Annotated in this window: 16 protein-coding genes; 6 read left to right on the forward strand and 10 right to left on the reverse strand. The window is 63.6% G+C overall.

What is annotated here, in order from left to right:
• The first annotated feature begins 74 nt into the window (after positions 1-74).
• From AC07SI_RS05550 to AC07SI_RS05560, 3 genes are all read left to right on the forward strand, one after another.
• The gene (locus AC07SI_RS05550; protein WP_106804029.1) at positions 75-707 is read left to right on the forward strand and encodes an N-carbamoylsarcosine amidohydrolase; all 633 of its coding nucleotides are present in this window, start codon (positions 75-77) and stop codon (positions 705-707) included.
• A 317-nt stretch (positions 708-1024) separates the two neighbouring features.
• Positions 1025-2335, forward strand: a complete 1311-nt coding sequence (locus AC07SI_RS05555; protein WP_106804030.1) for an MFS transporter — start codon at positions 1025-1027, stop codon at positions 2333-2335.
• Between the two features lie 28 nt (positions 2336-2363).
• A complete protein-coding gene (locus AC07SI_RS05560) occupies positions 2364-3440 on the forward strand; it encodes a nucleoside hydrolase (protein WP_282398225.1) in 1077 nt (358 codons plus the stop codon).
• Positions 3441-3480: 40 nt separating this feature from the next.
• Here the strand turns inward: AC07SI_RS05560 and metC are convergent, their stop codons facing one another.
• From metC to AC07SI_RS05610, 10 genes are all read right to left on the reverse strand, one after another.
• A complete protein-coding gene (gene metC / locus AC07SI_RS05565; RefSeq protein ID WP_495005331.1) occupies positions 3481-6180 on the reverse strand; it encodes a cystathionine beta-lyase in 2700 nt (899 codons plus the stop codon).
• Between the two features lie 27 nt (positions 6181-6207).
• A complete protein-coding gene (locus AC07SI_RS05570) occupies positions 6208-6855 on the reverse strand; it encodes a glutathione S-transferase family protein (protein WP_065904955.1) in 648 nt (215 codons plus the stop codon).
• Positions 6856-6994: 139 nt separating this feature from the next.
• Complete coding sequence (locus tag AC07SI_RS05575; protein WP_065904952.1) at positions 6995-7591, reverse strand: cysteine dioxygenase family protein; 597 nt, start codon at positions 7589-7591, stop codon at positions 6995-6997.
• Between the two features lie 16 nt (positions 7592-7607).
• Positions 7608-8432, reverse strand: a complete 825-nt coding sequence (locus tag AC07SI_RS05580) for an amino acid ABC transporter ATP-binding protein (RefSeq protein WP_495005332.1) — start codon at positions 8430-8432, stop codon at positions 7608-7610.
• Positions 8419-9102: an amino acid ABC transporter permease gene (locus AC07SI_RS05585; protein WP_065904948.1), complete on the reverse strand. Its 684-nt coding sequence runs from the start codon at positions 9100-9102 to the stop codon at positions 8419-8421. The genes AC07SI_RS05580 and AC07SI_RS05585 overlap by 14 nt, the downstream gene beginning before the upstream one ends.
• Complete coding sequence (locus AC07SI_RS05590) at positions 9092-9817, reverse strand: amino acid ABC transporter permease (protein WP_106804036.1); 726 nt, start codon at positions 9815-9817, stop codon at positions 9092-9094. Before AC07SI_RS05590 ends, AC07SI_RS05585 begins: the two co-directional genes overlap by 11 nt.
• Entirely contained in the window at positions 9814-11016 is a 1203-nt protein-coding gene (locus AC07SI_RS05595) for an aminotransferase class I/II-fold pyridoxal phosphate-dependent enzyme (RefSeq protein ID WP_495005333.1), read from the reverse strand. Before AC07SI_RS05595 ends, AC07SI_RS05590 begins: the two co-directional genes overlap by 4 nt.
• Positions 11013-12434, reverse strand: coding sequence for an FAD-binding oxidoreductase (locus AC07SI_RS05600; protein ID WP_495005334.1), 1422 nt, complete (start codon positions 12432-12434; stop codon positions 11013-11015). The genes AC07SI_RS05595 and AC07SI_RS05600 overlap by 4 nt, the downstream gene beginning before the upstream one ends.
• Positions 12427-13233 carry a transporter substrate-binding domain-containing protein gene (locus AC07SI_RS05605; protein WP_106804038.1) on the reverse strand — a complete coding sequence of 269 codons (807 nt, stop codon included), beginning with the start codon at positions 13231-13233 and terminating at the stop codon, positions 12427-12429. The genes AC07SI_RS05600 and AC07SI_RS05605 overlap by 8 nt, the downstream gene beginning before the upstream one ends.
• Positions 13234-13235: 2 nt before the next feature.
• Positions 13236-14057 (reverse strand): transporter substrate-binding domain-containing protein, encoded by an 822-nt coding sequence (locus AC07SI_RS05610; protein ID WP_262135699.1) that lies wholly within the window; start codon positions 14055-14057, stop codon positions 13236-13238.
• Between the two features lie 243 nt (positions 14058-14300).
• On the opposite strand from AC07SI_RS05610, the gene AC07SI_RS05615 reads away from it, so the two are divergent.
• From AC07SI_RS05615 to AC07SI_RS05625, 3 genes are all read left to right on the forward strand, one after another.
• Positions 14301-15152: a LysR substrate-binding domain-containing protein gene (locus AC07SI_RS05615; protein WP_106804040.1), complete on the forward strand. Its 852-nt coding sequence runs from the start codon at positions 14301-14303 to the stop codon at positions 15150-15152.
• Positions 15153-15415: 263 nt separating this feature from the next.
• Positions 15416-16510, forward strand: coding sequence for a methyl-accepting chemotaxis protein (locus tag AC07SI_RS05620; RefSeq protein ID WP_495005335.1), 1095 nt, complete (start codon positions 15416-15418; stop codon positions 16508-16510).
• Between the two features lie 43 nt (positions 16511-16553).
• Positions 16554-16919, forward strand: a complete 366-nt coding sequence (locus tag AC07SI_RS05625; protein ID WP_201144262.1) for a response regulator — start codon at positions 16554-16556, stop codon at positions 16917-16919.
• The last annotated feature ends 4 nt before the right edge of the window (positions 16920-16923 follow it).

Below are 16923 nucleotides of genomic sequence, written 5' to 3' on the forward strand. Positions count from 1 at the left end.
AAGCCTGCTCACCATAAAAAGCCCGCTCACCACAAAAACAGAGCCTGTGCACCACCCATCAATGAGGGTCGAACATGACTGAACAATCCGCCGACGCCAACTATCAAGGCGTCTGGGGCAACCGTATCGGCTTCGGCAAAAAAGCCGCACTGCTGATGATCGACTTCATGCAGGGCTACACCACCGAAGGCGCGCCGCTCTATGCCCCCGAAGTGGTGATCGCCGTGGCCGAAAGCGTCGAGCTGCTGGCCACCGCACGCCGGCACGGGATTGCGGTGGTACACACCAATATCCGTTACCATCCCGGCCATTTCGCCGACGGCGGCATCTGGGTCAAGAAGGCCCCGGTGATGAAAGACATGGTCGAAGGCAACCCGCTCGCGGCGTTCTGCGTCGAGGTGCTGCCCCAGGCCGATGAAGTGGTGATCACCAAACAATACGCCAGTGCGTTTTTTGGCAGCAGCCTGGCCCCGATGCTGCACGCCCAGGGTATCGACACGGTGGTTCTCGCCGGCTGCTCCACCAGCGGCTGCATTCGTGCAACGGCGGTGGACGCGGTGCAACACGGGTTTCGCACCATCGTCGTGCGCGAGTGCGTCGGCGACCGACACCCCGCGCCCCACGAAGCCAACCTGTTCGATATCGACAGCAAGTACGGCGACGTGGTGAGCAAACAGGAGGCCATGAGCAAATTCAGGGAGCAATAAGACGGTACCGAGAACCGCGCCATAGAGCGCGGTCTTGAAAAACTGAGGCCCAGGCCTTGGAATGCAGTCCCCTGTGGGAACCGATCCCTGTGGGAGCCGGGCTTGCCCGCGATGCAGACGCTGCGGTGTATCAGCTACACCACGTCGATGTCATCGCAGGCAAGTCTGCGCCCACCCAAGCCGGTTCCCACCCGTGATCGCCTCCAGGCCCCCTCAGTCTTCTGACACTGCCTTTGGAAGTCGCTTCTACAGCACTCCGAAGTGCTGAAAGAAAAGCGGCTGTATAAAACCATAAGTCACCGCCAGGAGACACCCCGATGCCCATTGCGAATGCAGCGCCCGCGACCACGGTCGCCGACCCGGTCAACACGCTTTACCACAAGATCACCTGGAAGCTGATTCCGTTCCTGTGTTTCTGTTATCTGGCCGCGTACCTCGACCGGATCAACATCGGTTTCGCCAAACTGCAGATGCTCGACCAGTTGCAGTTCAGCGAAACCGCGTTCGGCCTTGGCGCCGGCCTGTTCTTTGTCGGCTATATCCTGTTTGAAGTCCCGAGCAACCTGGTGCTGGAACGGGTCGGTGCGAAGATCTGGATCGCGCGCATCATGATCACCTGGGGCCTGCTGTCGGCCTGCACCATGCTGGTCACCTCCACCACCCAGTTCTACATCCTGCGCTTTCTGCTCGGCGCCGCCGAAGCCGGCTTCCTGCCGGGCGTGTTGTACTACCTGACTACCTGGTTCCCCACCTACCGGCGCGGGCGCATCATCGCGCTGTTCATGATCGGCCTGCCGCTGTCCAGCGTGATCGGCGGGCCGTTGTCCGGCTGGATCATGGGCCACTTCGACCACATGGCCGGCCTGCGCGGCTGGCAATGGCTGTTCCTGATCGAAGCCGTGCCCAGCGTGCTGCTCGGCGTACTGACGTTCTGGGCACTGCCCAACACCTACCAACAGGCCAAGTGGCTGTCGGACGAAGAAAAAGCCCTGCTGGAAACCGAGCTGCGCAAGGACGACGCCGACAGCAACGGCAGCAAGCACAGCTTCCGTGACGGCTTCTTCAACCTCAAAGTGTGGATGCTCGGCGGTATCGACTTCTCGATCCTGCTCAGCGCCTACGCCATGGGCTTCTGGATGCCGACCTTCATCCGCAACGCCGGGGTCACCGACACTTTCCATATCGGCATCCTCACCGCGCTGCCAAGCGTCGCTGCACTGCTGGGCATGCTGCTGATCGGTGCCAGTTCGGACAAACACCGCGAACGCCGCTGGCACATCATCGTGCCGTTTTTCATCGGCGCCGCCGCGATGGCCACCAGCACGTTCTTTACCCATAACGTCGCGGCCACCGTCGCCTTGTTCGCGATTGCCTCGGCGGCGATCATCGGCGCGGTGCCGGTGTTCTTCAGCCTGCCGGCGACCTTTCTCAAAGGCACCGCCGCGGCTACCGGCTTCGCCCTGGCCTGCTCGCTGGCGAATATCGCCGGCCTGGTGAGCAACTCGTTGATGGGGGTGGCGATCGACGTCACAGGCAGCAGCGCGGGTGCCTTGTGGTTTTTCGCCGGCTGCCTGATTCTCAGCAGCTTTCTGGTCATCGCCTTGCCGGCGAAACTGGTGAACCGTTGATCACACCCACTCTTTCGGATGAACCACCATGCAAGGCTTTCTGAAACGCTGTGCCTTGCTTGTCGCGGTCGGCCTGTGTGCCGGCACCGCGCAGGCAGCGGAAAAAGTCATCTTCGACACTGACTTCAATGTGCTCAACGATGACGGCCAGGCCTTCATCATGCTCGCCCAACTGCATGCGCAAAAACGCATCGACCTGCTGGGCATGACCTTGGTCAGCGGCAACGCCTGGGTCGACCAGGAACAGGTCGACGCCCTCAAGGCCGTGGAGCGCATGGGCGTGGAGAAAGAGGTCGGCGTGTATTCCGGCGCCGCCTACCCGCTGCTGCATGACTACGCCACCTACGAGGCGGAAAAAGCCCTGTTCGGCTCGGGCTGGCCGGGAGCGTTCAAGAACCCGCGACCGACCTCGCCCTCCCAACTGGTCGCGCCACCGGATGGCCTGGCGACCCACACCCAGCTGCGCAAGGAAACCGCCGCGCAATTCATCGTCGACAGCGTCAGGGCCAACCCGCATCAGGTGACGATCCTGGCGGTCGGCCCGCTGACCAACGTCGCCCTGGCGATCCGCTCGGCGCCGGACATCGTGCCGCTGATCAAGCGCATCGTGTACATGGGCGGCGCCCTGGAGATTCCGGGCAATACCACGCCGGCGGCGGAGTTCAACTGGTGGTTCGACCCGGAGGCGGCGAAGATCGTGTTGCGCGCGCCCATCGAACACGTGATTTTCCCCAACGACGTGTGCGAGAAGGTCACCTTCGACAAGTCGGTGTACCAGCGCGTGATTGCGCAGAAAGGCGCGATTGCCGACCTGTACAAGCATGAGTTCGGCCCGTTGTTCGACAAGGACCCCAGCTACCACAGCTTCACCTGGGACAGCTTGCCGGCGCTGTACCTGGTCAACCCGCAGATCGTGACCGAGTCACGCGAGTTGTGGGTGGATGTGGACGCCACCTTTGGCGCCGATTACGGGCGCGCACTGGGCTACAAGAAAGGCGCCCCGGTAGGCACGCAGAAGGCCAAGGTGGTGTTCGGCGTGGATCAGAAGACATTCTGGGACGGCTACGTCAACCTCGTGACCCTGCCGACGCCGGTCAAGCACTGACCGGCTGCGCGCTCCCACCTTGCATGGGAGCGCGCAGGCCTCAACCTGCCAGCGCAAACCCGCGCTGCAGGTCCTCGATCAGCGCCGCCACATCTTCCAGACCGATATGCAAACGCACCACCGGGTTCAACGCCCGGTCGGATGCGCTGTCGCGGTCCTGGGTGTCGGCCACGGTAACCAGGCTTTCATAGCCGCCCCACGAAGCCCCCAGGCCGAACAGCTGCAAGCCGTCGATAAAGCGTTCGACGTAGCCGGCATCGGCACTGGCCAACTCAAACGACAACAACCCATTGCTGCCGGTGAAGTCGCGACGCCACAGCGCATGCCCCGGATGCTCGGGCAGCGCCGGGTGGAACACGCGCTTGACCTGCGGCTGCGCCTGCAACCACAGGGCAATGTCCACGGCCTGGCGTTCGTGCACATCCAGGCGCGACGCCAGGGTGCGTGCACCGCGCAGGATCAGGTAGGCATCGTCGGCACTCACCGAGTTGCCGAAGGTGTCACTCATTTTGCCCAGCGCCGGCCAGGCGGCCTGGGTGGTGCACACGCTGCCCATCATCACGTCACTGTGCCCGCCGAGGTATTTGGTCAGGGCCATGATCGAAATGTCCGCGCCCAATGCCAGTGGCCGGTACAGGTAGCCTGAGCCCCAGGTGTTGTCGACGGCCAGCAGGATGTTGCGCGGCTTGCACAACGCCGCAATCGCAGGCAAATCGCACAGCTCATACAGCAGCGAGCCCGGCACTTCGGCGTAGACCAGCCGGGTATTGGCTTGCAGTTGCGCCTTCAAATCCTTGCCATCCGGCGAGAAATAACTCACTTCGATGCCAAAGGGCTGGAGAAACTCGCAGGCCAGTTTGCGCACCGGCGAGTACACCGCATCGGTGATCAGCACATGATCGCCGGGGCGCAGATAGGCCAGGAACACCTGGGCCGCTGCCGCCAGGCCCGTGCCGTAGAGACGCGTGCGGTAGCCACCTTCGAGTTCGCTCACCAGATCTTCCAGCGCGTGGGAGGTCGGGTTGCCCCGCGCGCCGTAGGTCAGCACGCGCTCGCTGTCGCGGCGGGCACGGGCGTCGCGCATTTGCGCCAGGTTGTCGAACAGCACCGTGCTCAGGCGCGTGATCGGCACATTGACTGCGCGGCCACCGTGGCCCTTTTCGGTACGCGCGGCGTGGATCAACCGCGTGCGCACGCGTGACGGCGGCGCCAAGGGTTTGAGGCTGGCGATTTCCGCCTCACTCATTTGCGCCAACAGGCCGATTTCCCAGGCCAGGTACTGGCGGGCGGCGTCCTTGTTGCCGCTATGGCGGTCGTGGGTGAAGAACAGGAAGTCGATGCACTGCGCGTCGGGCGGGTTTTGCGGGTCTTCGTTGACCGGCAGGCCAGCCGCTGCCCAGGCAGTGAGGCCGCCGTCGAGCAATCGAGCCGACAGCCCTTGGGCCGCGAAGGCCGCCACTGCAGGGTCATCCGCCACCAGCACCAGCGGACGCTGATCGGTTTTAAGCTGCGCACGAATCGACCAGGTGGAACCGGCAATATGCCCCTTGCGATACACCATGCTCGGGCGCAGATCGACCAGGTTTACCTCACTCAATTGCGCCGCCAGCGCCTCGGGACTGATCAACGGCAACGGCTCATACGCCACCGGCTGCAACACCGGCAGGGCCAGGCCACTGTCGATACCGCCGCTCAGCACGTAGGCCTCATGCCCCAACTGCCGCAGCCAGCTGGCGACAATCGGTGCGCGCACGCCATCGCTGTCCACCAGCACAATGCGCGCCTGGCGCACGCCGATGTACAGGTCGGTGGACTGGATCAACTGCCCGCCGGGCGTGTGTTGCGCGCCGGGCAACGTGCCCAGGGCAAACTCTTCGCCAGTGCGCACATCACACAGGAACAGGCTGCGCTGCGCGTCATCGGCCCATTGGCGAACCTGATCCGCCGACACCGTCGTCACCCCAGCCCGCTCAGCCAGTTGCCGTGCAGCCTGGCGCTGGGAGGCCAGGTCGCCGTTGACTTGCTCGGCATAGCGGCGGGTGCTGCCATGCTCCAGCTGGAAGTCTTCCAGGTACCAGCCCTGGGTGCCGTTTTCCAGGGCGTAGATCGGGTTTTTCAAGCCCAGGTTGATCAGCGTCTGCGCGCCGATAATGCTGCGCGTACGCCCGGCGCAGTTGACCACGATCGGCGTGCGGTCATCCGGCACCAGGTCATGCACGCGATAGCCGAGTTCGCCGTTGGGGCAGCAGATCGAACCGGGGATGGTCATCTTGCGGTACTCCTCGAACGGCCGCCCGTCGAGCACCACCAGCGGCTCGCCACGCGCCTGCCACTCGGCCAGTTGCCGCGCGGTGACGTGAGGCGTGTGGCTGGCCTCCTCGACCAGCTCGCCAAAGGCCTTGGACGGCACATGCACCCCGGCAAACAGCTGCAAACCGGCGGCCTGCCAACCCTGCGCACCACCTTCAAGCACCTGCACGCGGCGGTAGCCCAGTGCCTGCAATCGCGCCGCCGCCAGTGCCGCGACTTCACCGCCATCCTGGTCGTAGATCACCAGGCGCACCTGCGGGTTGGGCGCCAGGCGGCGTACCTCCAGCTCCAGGCGGCTATAGGGTAGGTTCACCCCATGGAACAGGTGGGCCTCGCCGTATTGCCCGTGTTCGCGCACGTCGAATACAGCGATTTCCTGCCCGTCGAACAGCCATTGCTGCAGTTGACTTGGGGTGATGGTCTGGCTCATGGAAGTCCCAACAAAGTAAGAAAAGAGTTACTGCAACGCCAACGAACGTTCGCCCGGTGCCACTTCGCGCCCCTTGGCATAGGCACGCTGCACCGCCGGCCGCGCCTGGATGCGCAAGCGCCAGGCCTGGATATGCGGGTAGTCCGCCAACTGCTGGCCCTGGCGCAACGGCTGGATCCACGGAAAAATCGCCATGTCTGCCACCGAGTACTCGCCGGCCACATACGGCACTTCGGCCAGGCGCTGCTCCAGCACCCGGTACAGGCGCGTGGCTTCGGCGTTCAACAGGTCGAGGGCGAAGGCAATCGGCTCGGGGGCCTTCTCCTTGAACAGCTGCAACTGGCTGAGATACGGGGTGATATGCCCGACCTGCCAGAACAGCCATTCCTGGACCTTTTGCCGCTCGGCAGTGCCGGCCGGTGGCAGGAATTGCCCGGCGCTGTCGGCCAGGTAATTGAGGATCGCGCCGGACTCGAACAGGCTCAACGGCACCTCGGGACGGTGGTCGACAATCGCCGGGATACGCCCGTTGGCGCTGATGCGCTGGAAGTCGGCGTGCTTTTGCTGGCCTTCCCGGATATTCACCGGCACCAGGCGGTAATCCAGGCCCAGCTCTTCGAGCAGGATCCCGACCTTGAGGCCGTTGCCGGTGGGCCAGTAGTACAGATCAATCATAAAAACCCCGCCCTTTGATCATTCCCACGCTCTGCGTGGGAATGTCGTTTGGGACGCTCTGCGTCCCGGTGTCTGGCGTGACGCAGAGCGTCACAACCTGCGTTCCCACGCAGAGCGTGGGAACGATCCTCAGGAGTGCTTACAAATACGCCTTGATGGAAGGCGCCATCTGCGAGGCGTTGTAGTTGAGGATGCGGCCGTCCGCTTCCACGCCATATCGGCCGTTCAGCGACTCCAGCGGCAAGCCGTAGAGGTGGAAGTGCAACGTCGCCTGCTCGCCTTCAACCTTGATGCCGTGCAGGTCTTCACCGAGGAACGAAATCGAGGTGCCCGGTTGCACGATCACTTCTTTCTCAAGCGTCAGGGTGGTGAAGCCCGGCTCACGGCCCTCATCACTGCGGGCGTAGACGTAGTTGATTTCCTGGCCTTCCACCGCACTGATGATTGCCCACGTCTCGTGGTTATGCGCGATTGTGCTTTTGCCCGGCAACAGCGAGTTGAGGTACAGCGTCGGGGTGTCGCCATCGTCATTCAGGCGATAGCGGAACGCGGTACTGCCCTGCCCCGGCACAGGCGCGGGAAATTCATCGAAGTTGAACAGGTCGCGCCGCTCGGCGAGGTTTTCCAGCAGGCCGACGATTTCCACCAGGGCCGCGCGGTCTACGCCGCGCTGGTTAATGACGCGGATTTGCTGCAGGAACGCTTCGATAACAGCAGCACGGTTTTCGCTACTCATGACGGTTTTCCTCTTATCAGACTGACAGGCTGTAACGGCTCAAATTGGTCAACAGGTACGGATCATGGGCGATCGGGCCACGGCGCCCGGAGTCGCCCAGGGCATGGCGCAGGAACGTCTGGGTGCGTTCGCTGCCCGGGTTCTGGAAAATCTGCGCGGCGCTGCCATGCTCGACAATCACGCCGTTTTCGGTGAAGTACACGACGTCGCTGATCTCTTCGGCGAAGCGCATTTCATGGGTGACCAACACGGAGGTCATGCCCTCTTCGGTCAGCTCGCGGATCACCGTCAGCACTTCGCCGACGGTTTCCGGGTCGAGTGCCGAGGTCACTTCGTCGAACAGGATCAGTTCCGGGCGCATCGCCAGGGCACGGGCAATCGCCACGCGCTGCTGCTGGCCGCCGGAGAGCTGGCCGGGATACGCGTCGGCCTTGTGCTCCATGCGCACCTTGGCCAACAGCGCCCGCGCGTCTTTTTCTGCATCGGCACGATTGCGCCCGAGCACCTTGCGCGGGGCGATCACCAGGTTCTCCAGCACCGACAAGTGCGGGAACAGGTTGTATTGCTGGAACACAAAACCGACACGCTTGCGCAACTCGATGCGCTGGGCTTCCTGGGCCAGCGTGTCGACCTGGGTCTGGCCCACGCGGATGCTGCCGCGCTGGGGCTGCAACAGCCCGGTGATGCAGCGCAGGATCGTGGACTTGCCCGAGCCCGACGGGCCGATGATCGACACCGCCTGGCCGCGCAGCACCTCAAGATCGATGCCCTTGAGCACCGGGTTGGCGCCGAACGACAGGTGGACATCCCGCAGGCTCACCAGGGGTTCAATAGAAGGCATAGCGGCGCTCCAGGTGTTGGGTGAGACGGGAAATCGGGTAGCAATAGGCGAAGAACAGCACCAGCAGGCTGAGGTAGATCACCACGGTAAAACCGGTCATGTTCACGGTGTTGCTGGCAATCTGCGCGGTGTCGATCACGTCATGCACGCCCACCAGCGACGCCAGCGCGGTGCCCATGGTGACCACCGCGTAGAGGTTCATCCACGGTGGCAACATGCGCTTGAAGCACTGCGGCAGGATGATCGAACGGAACAGCTGGCCACGGGTGAACGCCAGCGAACGCGCGGCTTCCCACTGGGTGCTGGGGATCGAGCCGATGGCGCCGCGAAAGATTTCCGCGACGTTGGCGCTGGCCGGCAGGGCCAGGCCGATGGTGACCTTGATCCAGTCGGGAAACGACACGTAGCTGCTGCCGATATGAATCTCGAACGGAAACACGTAGGTGGTGAAATAGATCAGTACCAGCCACGGCGCATTGCGAAATACCTGCACCCACAGCCGCGCAACAGCCGCCAATGGCGATAGCGCCAGCGCGCCGATCAACAGGCCCAGCACCGAACCAATGCCAATCGCCAACAGGCTGATGAGGATGTTCTGGCCAAAGCCTGCAACCAGCGCCGGCGACCATTGCAGCAAGGCCGACAGCACCGGGAATGAATCAATGGCCATAGCCGGGCATCCTCAGGCGCGCTTCGAGCCAGCGCCCCACACAATTGACGATAAAACTCAGCAGGCCGAAGAAGCTCAGGATCAGGATCATCAGTTCCAGCACGTTGTCGCTCTGGGTCCAGATCATGATCGCGGCGTAGGTGATGTCACCCACCGCAATCGCCGAGGCCACGGCGGTCATCTTTACCAGGTCGATCAGGTTGTTGATCAGCGACGGCAAGGCAAAACGCAGGGCCAGCGGCAACTGCACATTCCACAATAATTGACGGCTGCTGAAGGCCAGCGAACTGGCGGCTTCGAGGGTCACGGCGGGCACCGCCTCGATGCCGGCGCGCAGGGCCTCGGCATGGAATGCGCCCTTGTGCAGGGAGATGACGATCACGACCCAGGCGAACGGCGTGAGCGGGTTGGCCGCGCCGACCGCCTGGGTCAGCAGCATGTTCAGCACCAGGAACGCGCAGTACAGCTGCACCAGGGTCGGCGTGTTGCGCGTGACCTCGATAAACACCCGCGCCGGCTTGGCCAGCCACGGGTTGCCGGACGTCAGCATCGCCGCCAGGCTGATACCCGCGAGCAGGCTGCCGATAATGGTGAACAGGCACAGCAGCCCCGTGGTCAGCGCGCCCTGCACCAGCGTGCCGCGCTGATAGGCATCGAGCAGAAAGTTGTAGTTCAGGCCGATACCGGCAGCCCAGTGGACGAACAGCTCCATCATTGCAACTTCCCGCAGGCGGTCGCGATCCGTCGCCCTGCTTCGGCGACACTCTCGGTCGCGGTGGCAATCGACAGGCGAAACCACGGCGACAACCCATAGGCGCTGCCTGCCACCCCAGCCACGCCCTCCTCCAGCAACCAGGCGACCACGTCGCCGTCGTTGTCGATGCGCTGGCCATCGGGACGAGAACGCCCCAGCAGCCCGGCGCAACGCACGAAGACGAAGAAGCCGCCCTGGGGTTCCAGCACTTGCAGACCGTCGACGTTTTCCAGCGCGGCGACCAGGATGTCCCGGCGCAATTGATACGCCGCAACCTGCTCGGCGAGAAAATCCAGCCCGCCGGTGTAGGCCGCCAACGCCGCCGCCTGGCCAACCGAAGAAGCACCGGAGGTCGATTGCGATTGCACCACCGCCATGGCGTCGGTGAGGGTTTTCGGCCCCGCGCCAAAGCCGATGCGCCAGCCGGTCATGGCGTAGGTCTTGGACACGCCGCCCACCAGCAGGCACCGGTCCTGCAGGTCCGGTGCGACGTTCAACAGGCTCTGGGCCGGGCGACCGTCGAAGCGGATGTGTTCATACAGTTCATCCAGCAGCACCAGCACCTGGGGATGGCGACGCAGCACCGCGGCCAACGCCTGCAGCTCGGTGGTGCTGTACACCGCGCCGCTGGGGTTGCCCGGGCCGTTGAGAATCAGCCAGCGCGTGCGCGTATTGATGTGCTGTTCCAACTGGGCCGGCAGCAGCTTGCAGCCCTGCGCCAGGCCGCACTCGATCAAGACCGGCTCGCCCCCGTTGAAGCGCACGCTGTCGGGAAATGACGGCCAGTACGGCGTCGGCACCAGCACTTCATCGCCGTCATCCAGGGTGGCGGCGAAAGCATTGAAGATGATCTGCTTGGCGCCGTTGGCGATCACAATCGACGCCAGCGGATAATCCAGGTGGTTTTCTGCGGCCAGCTTGCGCTGCACCGCCACCCGCAAGGCCTTTACGCCAGGCGTCGGCGTGTACTTGGTGGCACCGGCAGCGATGGCCGCATAGGCGGCCTGCTTGATGTGCTCCGGGGTGTCGAAGTCCGGCTCGCCGGTGGTGAGGTCGAGGATGTCACGACCGGCCTCCCGCAGTTCGGTGGCGCGGGACTTGGCGGCGGCATTGGCGGACAGCGACACCCGCTGCACGCGCCGGGACAGGCGTACGGTCATGGCTGCACCTCGAGGACTTTGCCGGGATTGAGCAGGTTGTGCGGATCCAGCGCCTGCTTGATGCGGCGCATCAGGTCCAGTTCCACCGCGCTTTTATAGCGACCCAGCATGCCCACCTTGCGCTGGCCGATGCCGTGCTCGGCACTGATCGAGCCGCCATGGGCATGGGCGCTGTCGTGCACCATCGCGCTCAACTCGGCGTACTGCGCCATGTGCGCCTCCACCGTCGAATCGAGTGGATGCGCCACGTTGTAATGCAGGTTGCCGTCGCCGAGGTGGCCGAAGGTGAAATTGCGCACGCCGGGGAAATGCTGCTGGAGCACGGCATCCGTGTGCGCGACGAAGGCTACCACCTGGGAAATCGGTACCGAGATATCGTGCTTCATATTGCGCCCGGCGCGCTTTTGCGCCTCGCTCATGTTCTCGCGCAACAGCCACAGTGCTTCGCTTTGCGCCAGGCTTTCGGCAATCAGCGCGTCTGCGATCAAGGCCTGCTCGAAGGCTTCACCGAGCACACGTTCAAAGGCTTCGCGGGCATGCTGTTCGCCGTGGTTGTCGGAGAGTTCGATCAAGGCAAACCACGGCTGGCTCGCGCCCTTGAACGGCTGCGGGCCGTCCGGAAACTGCTCGCGCAGCAACGCCAGGCAATCGGCGCTGAGCAATTCGAAGGCCGTGAGATTGGCGCCAAAACCGGCGCGGGCGTGGGACAGGAACGCCACGGCCTGGGCCAGTTGATCAAAGGCCAGCAACGCGGTGGCCTGGGCCAAGGGCTGCGGGAACAGCTTCAGGGTGGCCGCGGTGATAATGCCGAGCGTGCCCTCGCTGCCAATGTACAAATCGCGCAGGTCGTAGCCGGTGTTGTCCTTGCGCAGACCGCGCAGGCCGTGCCAGATCTCGCCTTCGGCGGTCACCACTTCCAGGCCCAGGGTCAACTCACGGGTGTTGCCGTAACGCAGCACGGCGGTGCCGCCGGCATTCGTGCCGAGGTTGCCGCCAATCGTGCAACTGCCCTCGGCACCGAGGCTCAGGGGGAACAGGCGACCGGCAGCGCGGGCCACGTCCTGCACGTGTTGCAGGATACAGCCGGCTTCCACCGTGAGGGTGTCATTGTCGGTATCGACCTGGCGCACGCGGTTCATGCGGTCGAGCAGCAGCAAAACCGAACGCCCGCTGGCATCCGGCGTGGCCCCGGCCATCAGGCCGGTGTTGCCACCCTGCACCACGATCGGTGCCTTCAACGCCACGCAGGCGCGCACCACCGCCGCCACTTCCTCAGTGTTCGCCGGGTGTACCGCCGCAATCACCTGCCCGGTGTAGCGCCCCTGCTTGTCGGTGAGGTACTGCGCCGCCTCGTCATTGCTGTGTACATGGGCCGCGCCGAGCAGTTGTTGCAAGGTGGCGAACAACGCATCACTCATGGCTGTAGTGCTCGTGCAGGTCGCGCAGGGCCTGGGACGGCGCCATGCCGGTACGCTCGCCGAGGGCGATCAGGAAGCCGCTCTTGTGCCAGTCGCGCACAATGGCATCGAGCTTGGCCTGGGTGTCGTGTTCGCCCTTGCGAATCCAGATCACCGATTTGGACGGGATCAGGTCGCCCGGCAACGGGATCTCATAACCGGCCCACTCGGCATCGCTGAGCAATGCGTGCATGGTCGGGCTGACGTGCACCGCCGCCACGCAGCCATTGCCGCGCAGCGACAACAGCGATTCGGACTGGCTGCGGAACGCCTTGATCTGCGCGCCGTAGGTCTCCTGCAGTGGCTTGATGAAGTTGCTGCCCTGGGACACGCACACCGGTTTGTCCTTGAGGTCGGCCCACTGGGTGATGCCCGCACCCTTGCGAATCAAGGCCGCGCCGCCGACTTCCTCATACGGCGTCGGCACATAGTCGAGGATCTCGGCGCGCTCTTCGGTGAACTGCATATTGGCGATCAGGATGTCGACCTTGCCCTGCTGCAGGAACTGCACGCGGTTGGGCGCCAGCACCGAGACTGTCCGGGTCTCGACGCCCAGCGCCTGGCCGATACCCTTGGCCAGTTCGACGTTGTAGCCCAGGTGCTCGCCGGTCTTCGGGTCGAGGGTGCCGAACGGCGGACCACTGAGGATCACACCGACGCTGATGGCGTGGCGCTGCTGGATCTTGTCGAGGGTAGCGTCGGCGTGTGCGAAGCCGGCGCACAGGGCCAGGCCGAGTGCGGCCAGGGTTTTGATCTGCATGCTCAGGCGCCCTTGAACTGGTTTTGCAATTCCACCAGGGCCGGCGACGCCGGGCTGATGCGGTTGCGGGTCTGGGCGTCGATCAGCCAGCCACTGCGGTGCAGTTCCTTGACGATCGGGTCGAGCTTGGCCTGGGTATCGTTTTCGCCGCGACGGGTCCAGATCACCGACGGTGCCGGGTTGAGTTCCGGGCTGATCGCGCGGTAATCCTTCCATTCGGCGCTGTCGTTGATAAGCGGGTTGATCAGCGTGGAGTCATGCACCGCCGCCACGCAGTTGTTGCCACGCAGCGCCAGCAGCGATTCGGAGGAGCTCTTGAACGCCTTGATCTGCGCGCCGAACTCGGTCAGCGGCTTCACATAGCTGCTGCCTTGGGAGGTGCAGACGGGCTGGTCCTTGAGGTCTTCCCAACGGGTGATCTTGCTGTCCTTGAGCACTGCGGCGGTGCCGCCGATACGGTAGAACGGGGTCGGGACAAACCCGAGGATTTCACCGCGCTCGGCGGTCCACTCCATGTTGGCGATCAGCAGGTCGACCTTGCCCTGTTGCAGGAACTGCACGCGGTTGGCCGGCAACACCGGTACCAGTTGCACCTGGGCCTTGAGTTGACGCCCCAGCTCGTTGGCCAGGTCGACGTTCAAGCCCTTGGGCTGTTGCGTGGCCGGGTCGATGCTGCCGAACGGCCCGCCGGACAACAGCACGCCGACCACCAGCACATGGCGCTGCTCGATCTTGTCCAGGGTCGCATCGGCCTGCGCCGCCACACTGCCGCCCAGGGCGATCATCGACCCAAGGGCCACCGGCAACCATTTCTTCAACATCATTGGACTTCCCCTTGGCTAATGATCGGCGTACCCCGACCTGATGGAGGGGCATGCTAGGGAGTGTGCAGGGGCAACGGAAATGCAAATATCTCATATCGTTATAACTTGACGTATCAGCACGACCTGCAGTTTCGGCATAACCCATGATTTACTGGGCGCGGTAAAAATCTGCTTCACGCATACATAAATATCTGTAATGTTTAACTTCACACCCTTGATGTAAAACCGCCCCTGGAACCGGCCATGTCGACCCTCGACCTTGAACTCCTGCGCACCTTTATCGCCGTGGTCGACCACCACAGCTTCGCCGAAGCCGGCACGCACCTGTCTCGCACCCAATCGTCCGTGACCCAGCACATGCAGCGCCTGGAGCAGCAAGTGGGGGTCAGCCTGTTCGAGAAGCGCGGCCGGCAGAAACAGCTGACCGAGCCGGGCCTGCAGCTGCTGCGGCATGCGCGGCAGATGCTGTCGCTGAATGACGACGCGCTGAATTCGCTGCGCGAAAGCAGCCTGAGCGGCGTGCTGCGCATTGGCTCGCCACACGATATCGCCGACACCATCCTGCCGCCGATCCTCAGCCATATCGCCCGTTCCGCGCCGCGCCTGCGCCTGGAAATCGATGTGGGCCGCAGCCCGTTCCTGATGGATGACCTGCACCGCGGCAAGGTCGACATGGTGATTTCCACCCGCTCCGACCCCAACCTGGAAGGCTTCGCCCTGCGCACCTCGCCGGTGTGGTGGATCTGTTCGGCGCAGTACATTCATTCGCCGAGCGAGCCGTTGCCGCTGATCCTGGTGGATGAGCCGAGCATCTATCGGCGCTACGCGCTGGAGGCCCTGGAGCGGGCGAACATCCCCTGGCGCCAGGCGTACCTGGCGTCGAACTTGATCGGGATCAAGGCCGCCACTCGCGCGGGCCTGGGCGTGACGCCACGGAGCATGGAGATGCTCGGGCCGGACATGCGCGTGCTCGGGGAAACGGATGGGTTGCCGCGTTTGCCGGAAGTCACCTACTACCTGTGGATCCGGCCTAATACGGCAAACCCGATTGCGCGCAAAGCGTATGACCTGATCCGCGGCAGCCAAGGCCTGTGAGGGAGGCCTGGCTCGGCGTGAGCGACCCTTACGCCGAAACCCTACTCCAAACTCCCTGCCCTGCCTGCACCCCGCAATCGACGCTGCTCTTGCAACCCTTGGGTGCAACGCTTTTTACCTGATCGACCGGTCGACTTGTTACCCGCCCAAAGCCCGCTTGATTTTGTAGGACATAACCTACGGATTAAGGGTTGTCCTTATACTGACATCATTACGCCATCGCTATCATCCGCCGATCTGACACCCTGCAACGGAAGCTGGCGATGCGCATTTACCTTGGGGCCTGGCTCGGCCTCGCATTGGCAACCATCGGATTGGTTGTACCCGTCCACCTGTTACCCCACGCCGGACTGTTGCTGAGCAGCCTCGCCCTGCTCGCCCTGCGCCCGAGAAAAACCGCCAAAGCCGCTGCCACCAGTCATTCCCAGACGCCGGTCGAATCGGCTGTGGCCCACGCCAGCGCTGGCGACTGGCAACTGATCGAGGGCGTCGCCCCGAGCTGGCGCGACAGCCTGGGGCAAACGCGGGCATTGCTGCAAAGCAATATCGGCGAGCTGTTCCAGCGTTTCCACAACATCGCCCAACGCCTCGAACAGAGCCTCGACAACTCCAACGACGTGCTCGGCAACGGCGGCGTCGGCGAAAGCCTGCGCGATGCCAACCAGCGCCTGCACGAAGTCACCGAATCGTTTCGCGCCAGCAGCCAGCGCCAGCATGCACTGCTCGACACCATCAGCCACCTGGACAGCTACGCCAGCCAGTTGCAGCACATGGCCCGACGGGTCCAGGAGATTGCCAAGCAAACCAACCTGCTGGCGCTGAATGCGGCTATCGAGGCGGCTCGGGCCGGTGAGTACGGCCGCGGTTTTTCGGTGGTCGCCGATGAGGTGCGCAAGCTTTCCACGCTGTCGGCCGAGACCGGCCTGGCCATGGATCAGAAGGTCGGCGAGATCACTCACGCGATCCAGACCACCATCGAGGCGGCCGCCGAACTGGGCACCAGCGAACAGAGCAACCTGGATTTCCTCAGCCAGTCGGTGAGCGGCGTGATGAGTCGCCTGGGCGACAACCTCAACCAGTTGTCCGACGCCTCCCACGCGCTGCAGCACGATGCCCGCGAAACCCAGCACGACATCCAGGCAATCATGGTCAGCCTGCAGTTCCAGGACCGCACCGACCAGATGCTCGAACACGTACAGAGTGACCTGCAGGACCTGCTCGACGCCATCGTCGCCAACGACCCGAGCCTGCACGACGCCCCTGCCTGGCTGGACCGGCTACGTCAGCGCTTTACCACTGATGAAGAACGCCATGGCCAGCCCAAGACCCCTTCCAGCGCCGAAGTGACATTTTTCTGAGGCGACGACTTTCCAGTTAATTTCACTTTCGAGGGAGCCGAACATGGCCAAGACCATACTAATCGTCGATGACTCGCAGTCCATGCGCCAACTGGTCAAGATGACTCTCACCGGCGCCGGCCACCAGGTCCTTGAGGCCTGCGACGGGCGCGATGCACTGAGCAAGCTGACCGGGCAGAAGATCAACCTGATCATCAGCGACGTGAACATGCCGAACCTCGACGGCATCGGCCTGGTGAAAGCGGTCAAGGCGCGCAACGAATACCGTTTCACGCCCATCATCATGCTCACCACCGAAAGCGAACAGTCGAAAAAAGCCGAAGGCCAGGCAGCCGGCGCGAGGGCCTGGATCGTCAAGCCGTTCCAGCCGCAGACCCTGTTGGCGGCCGTCGAAAAGTTGATGGGCTGAGCCC

The sequence above is a fragment of the Pseudomonas sp. GW821-FHT05D12 genome, from assembly GCF_059419825.1.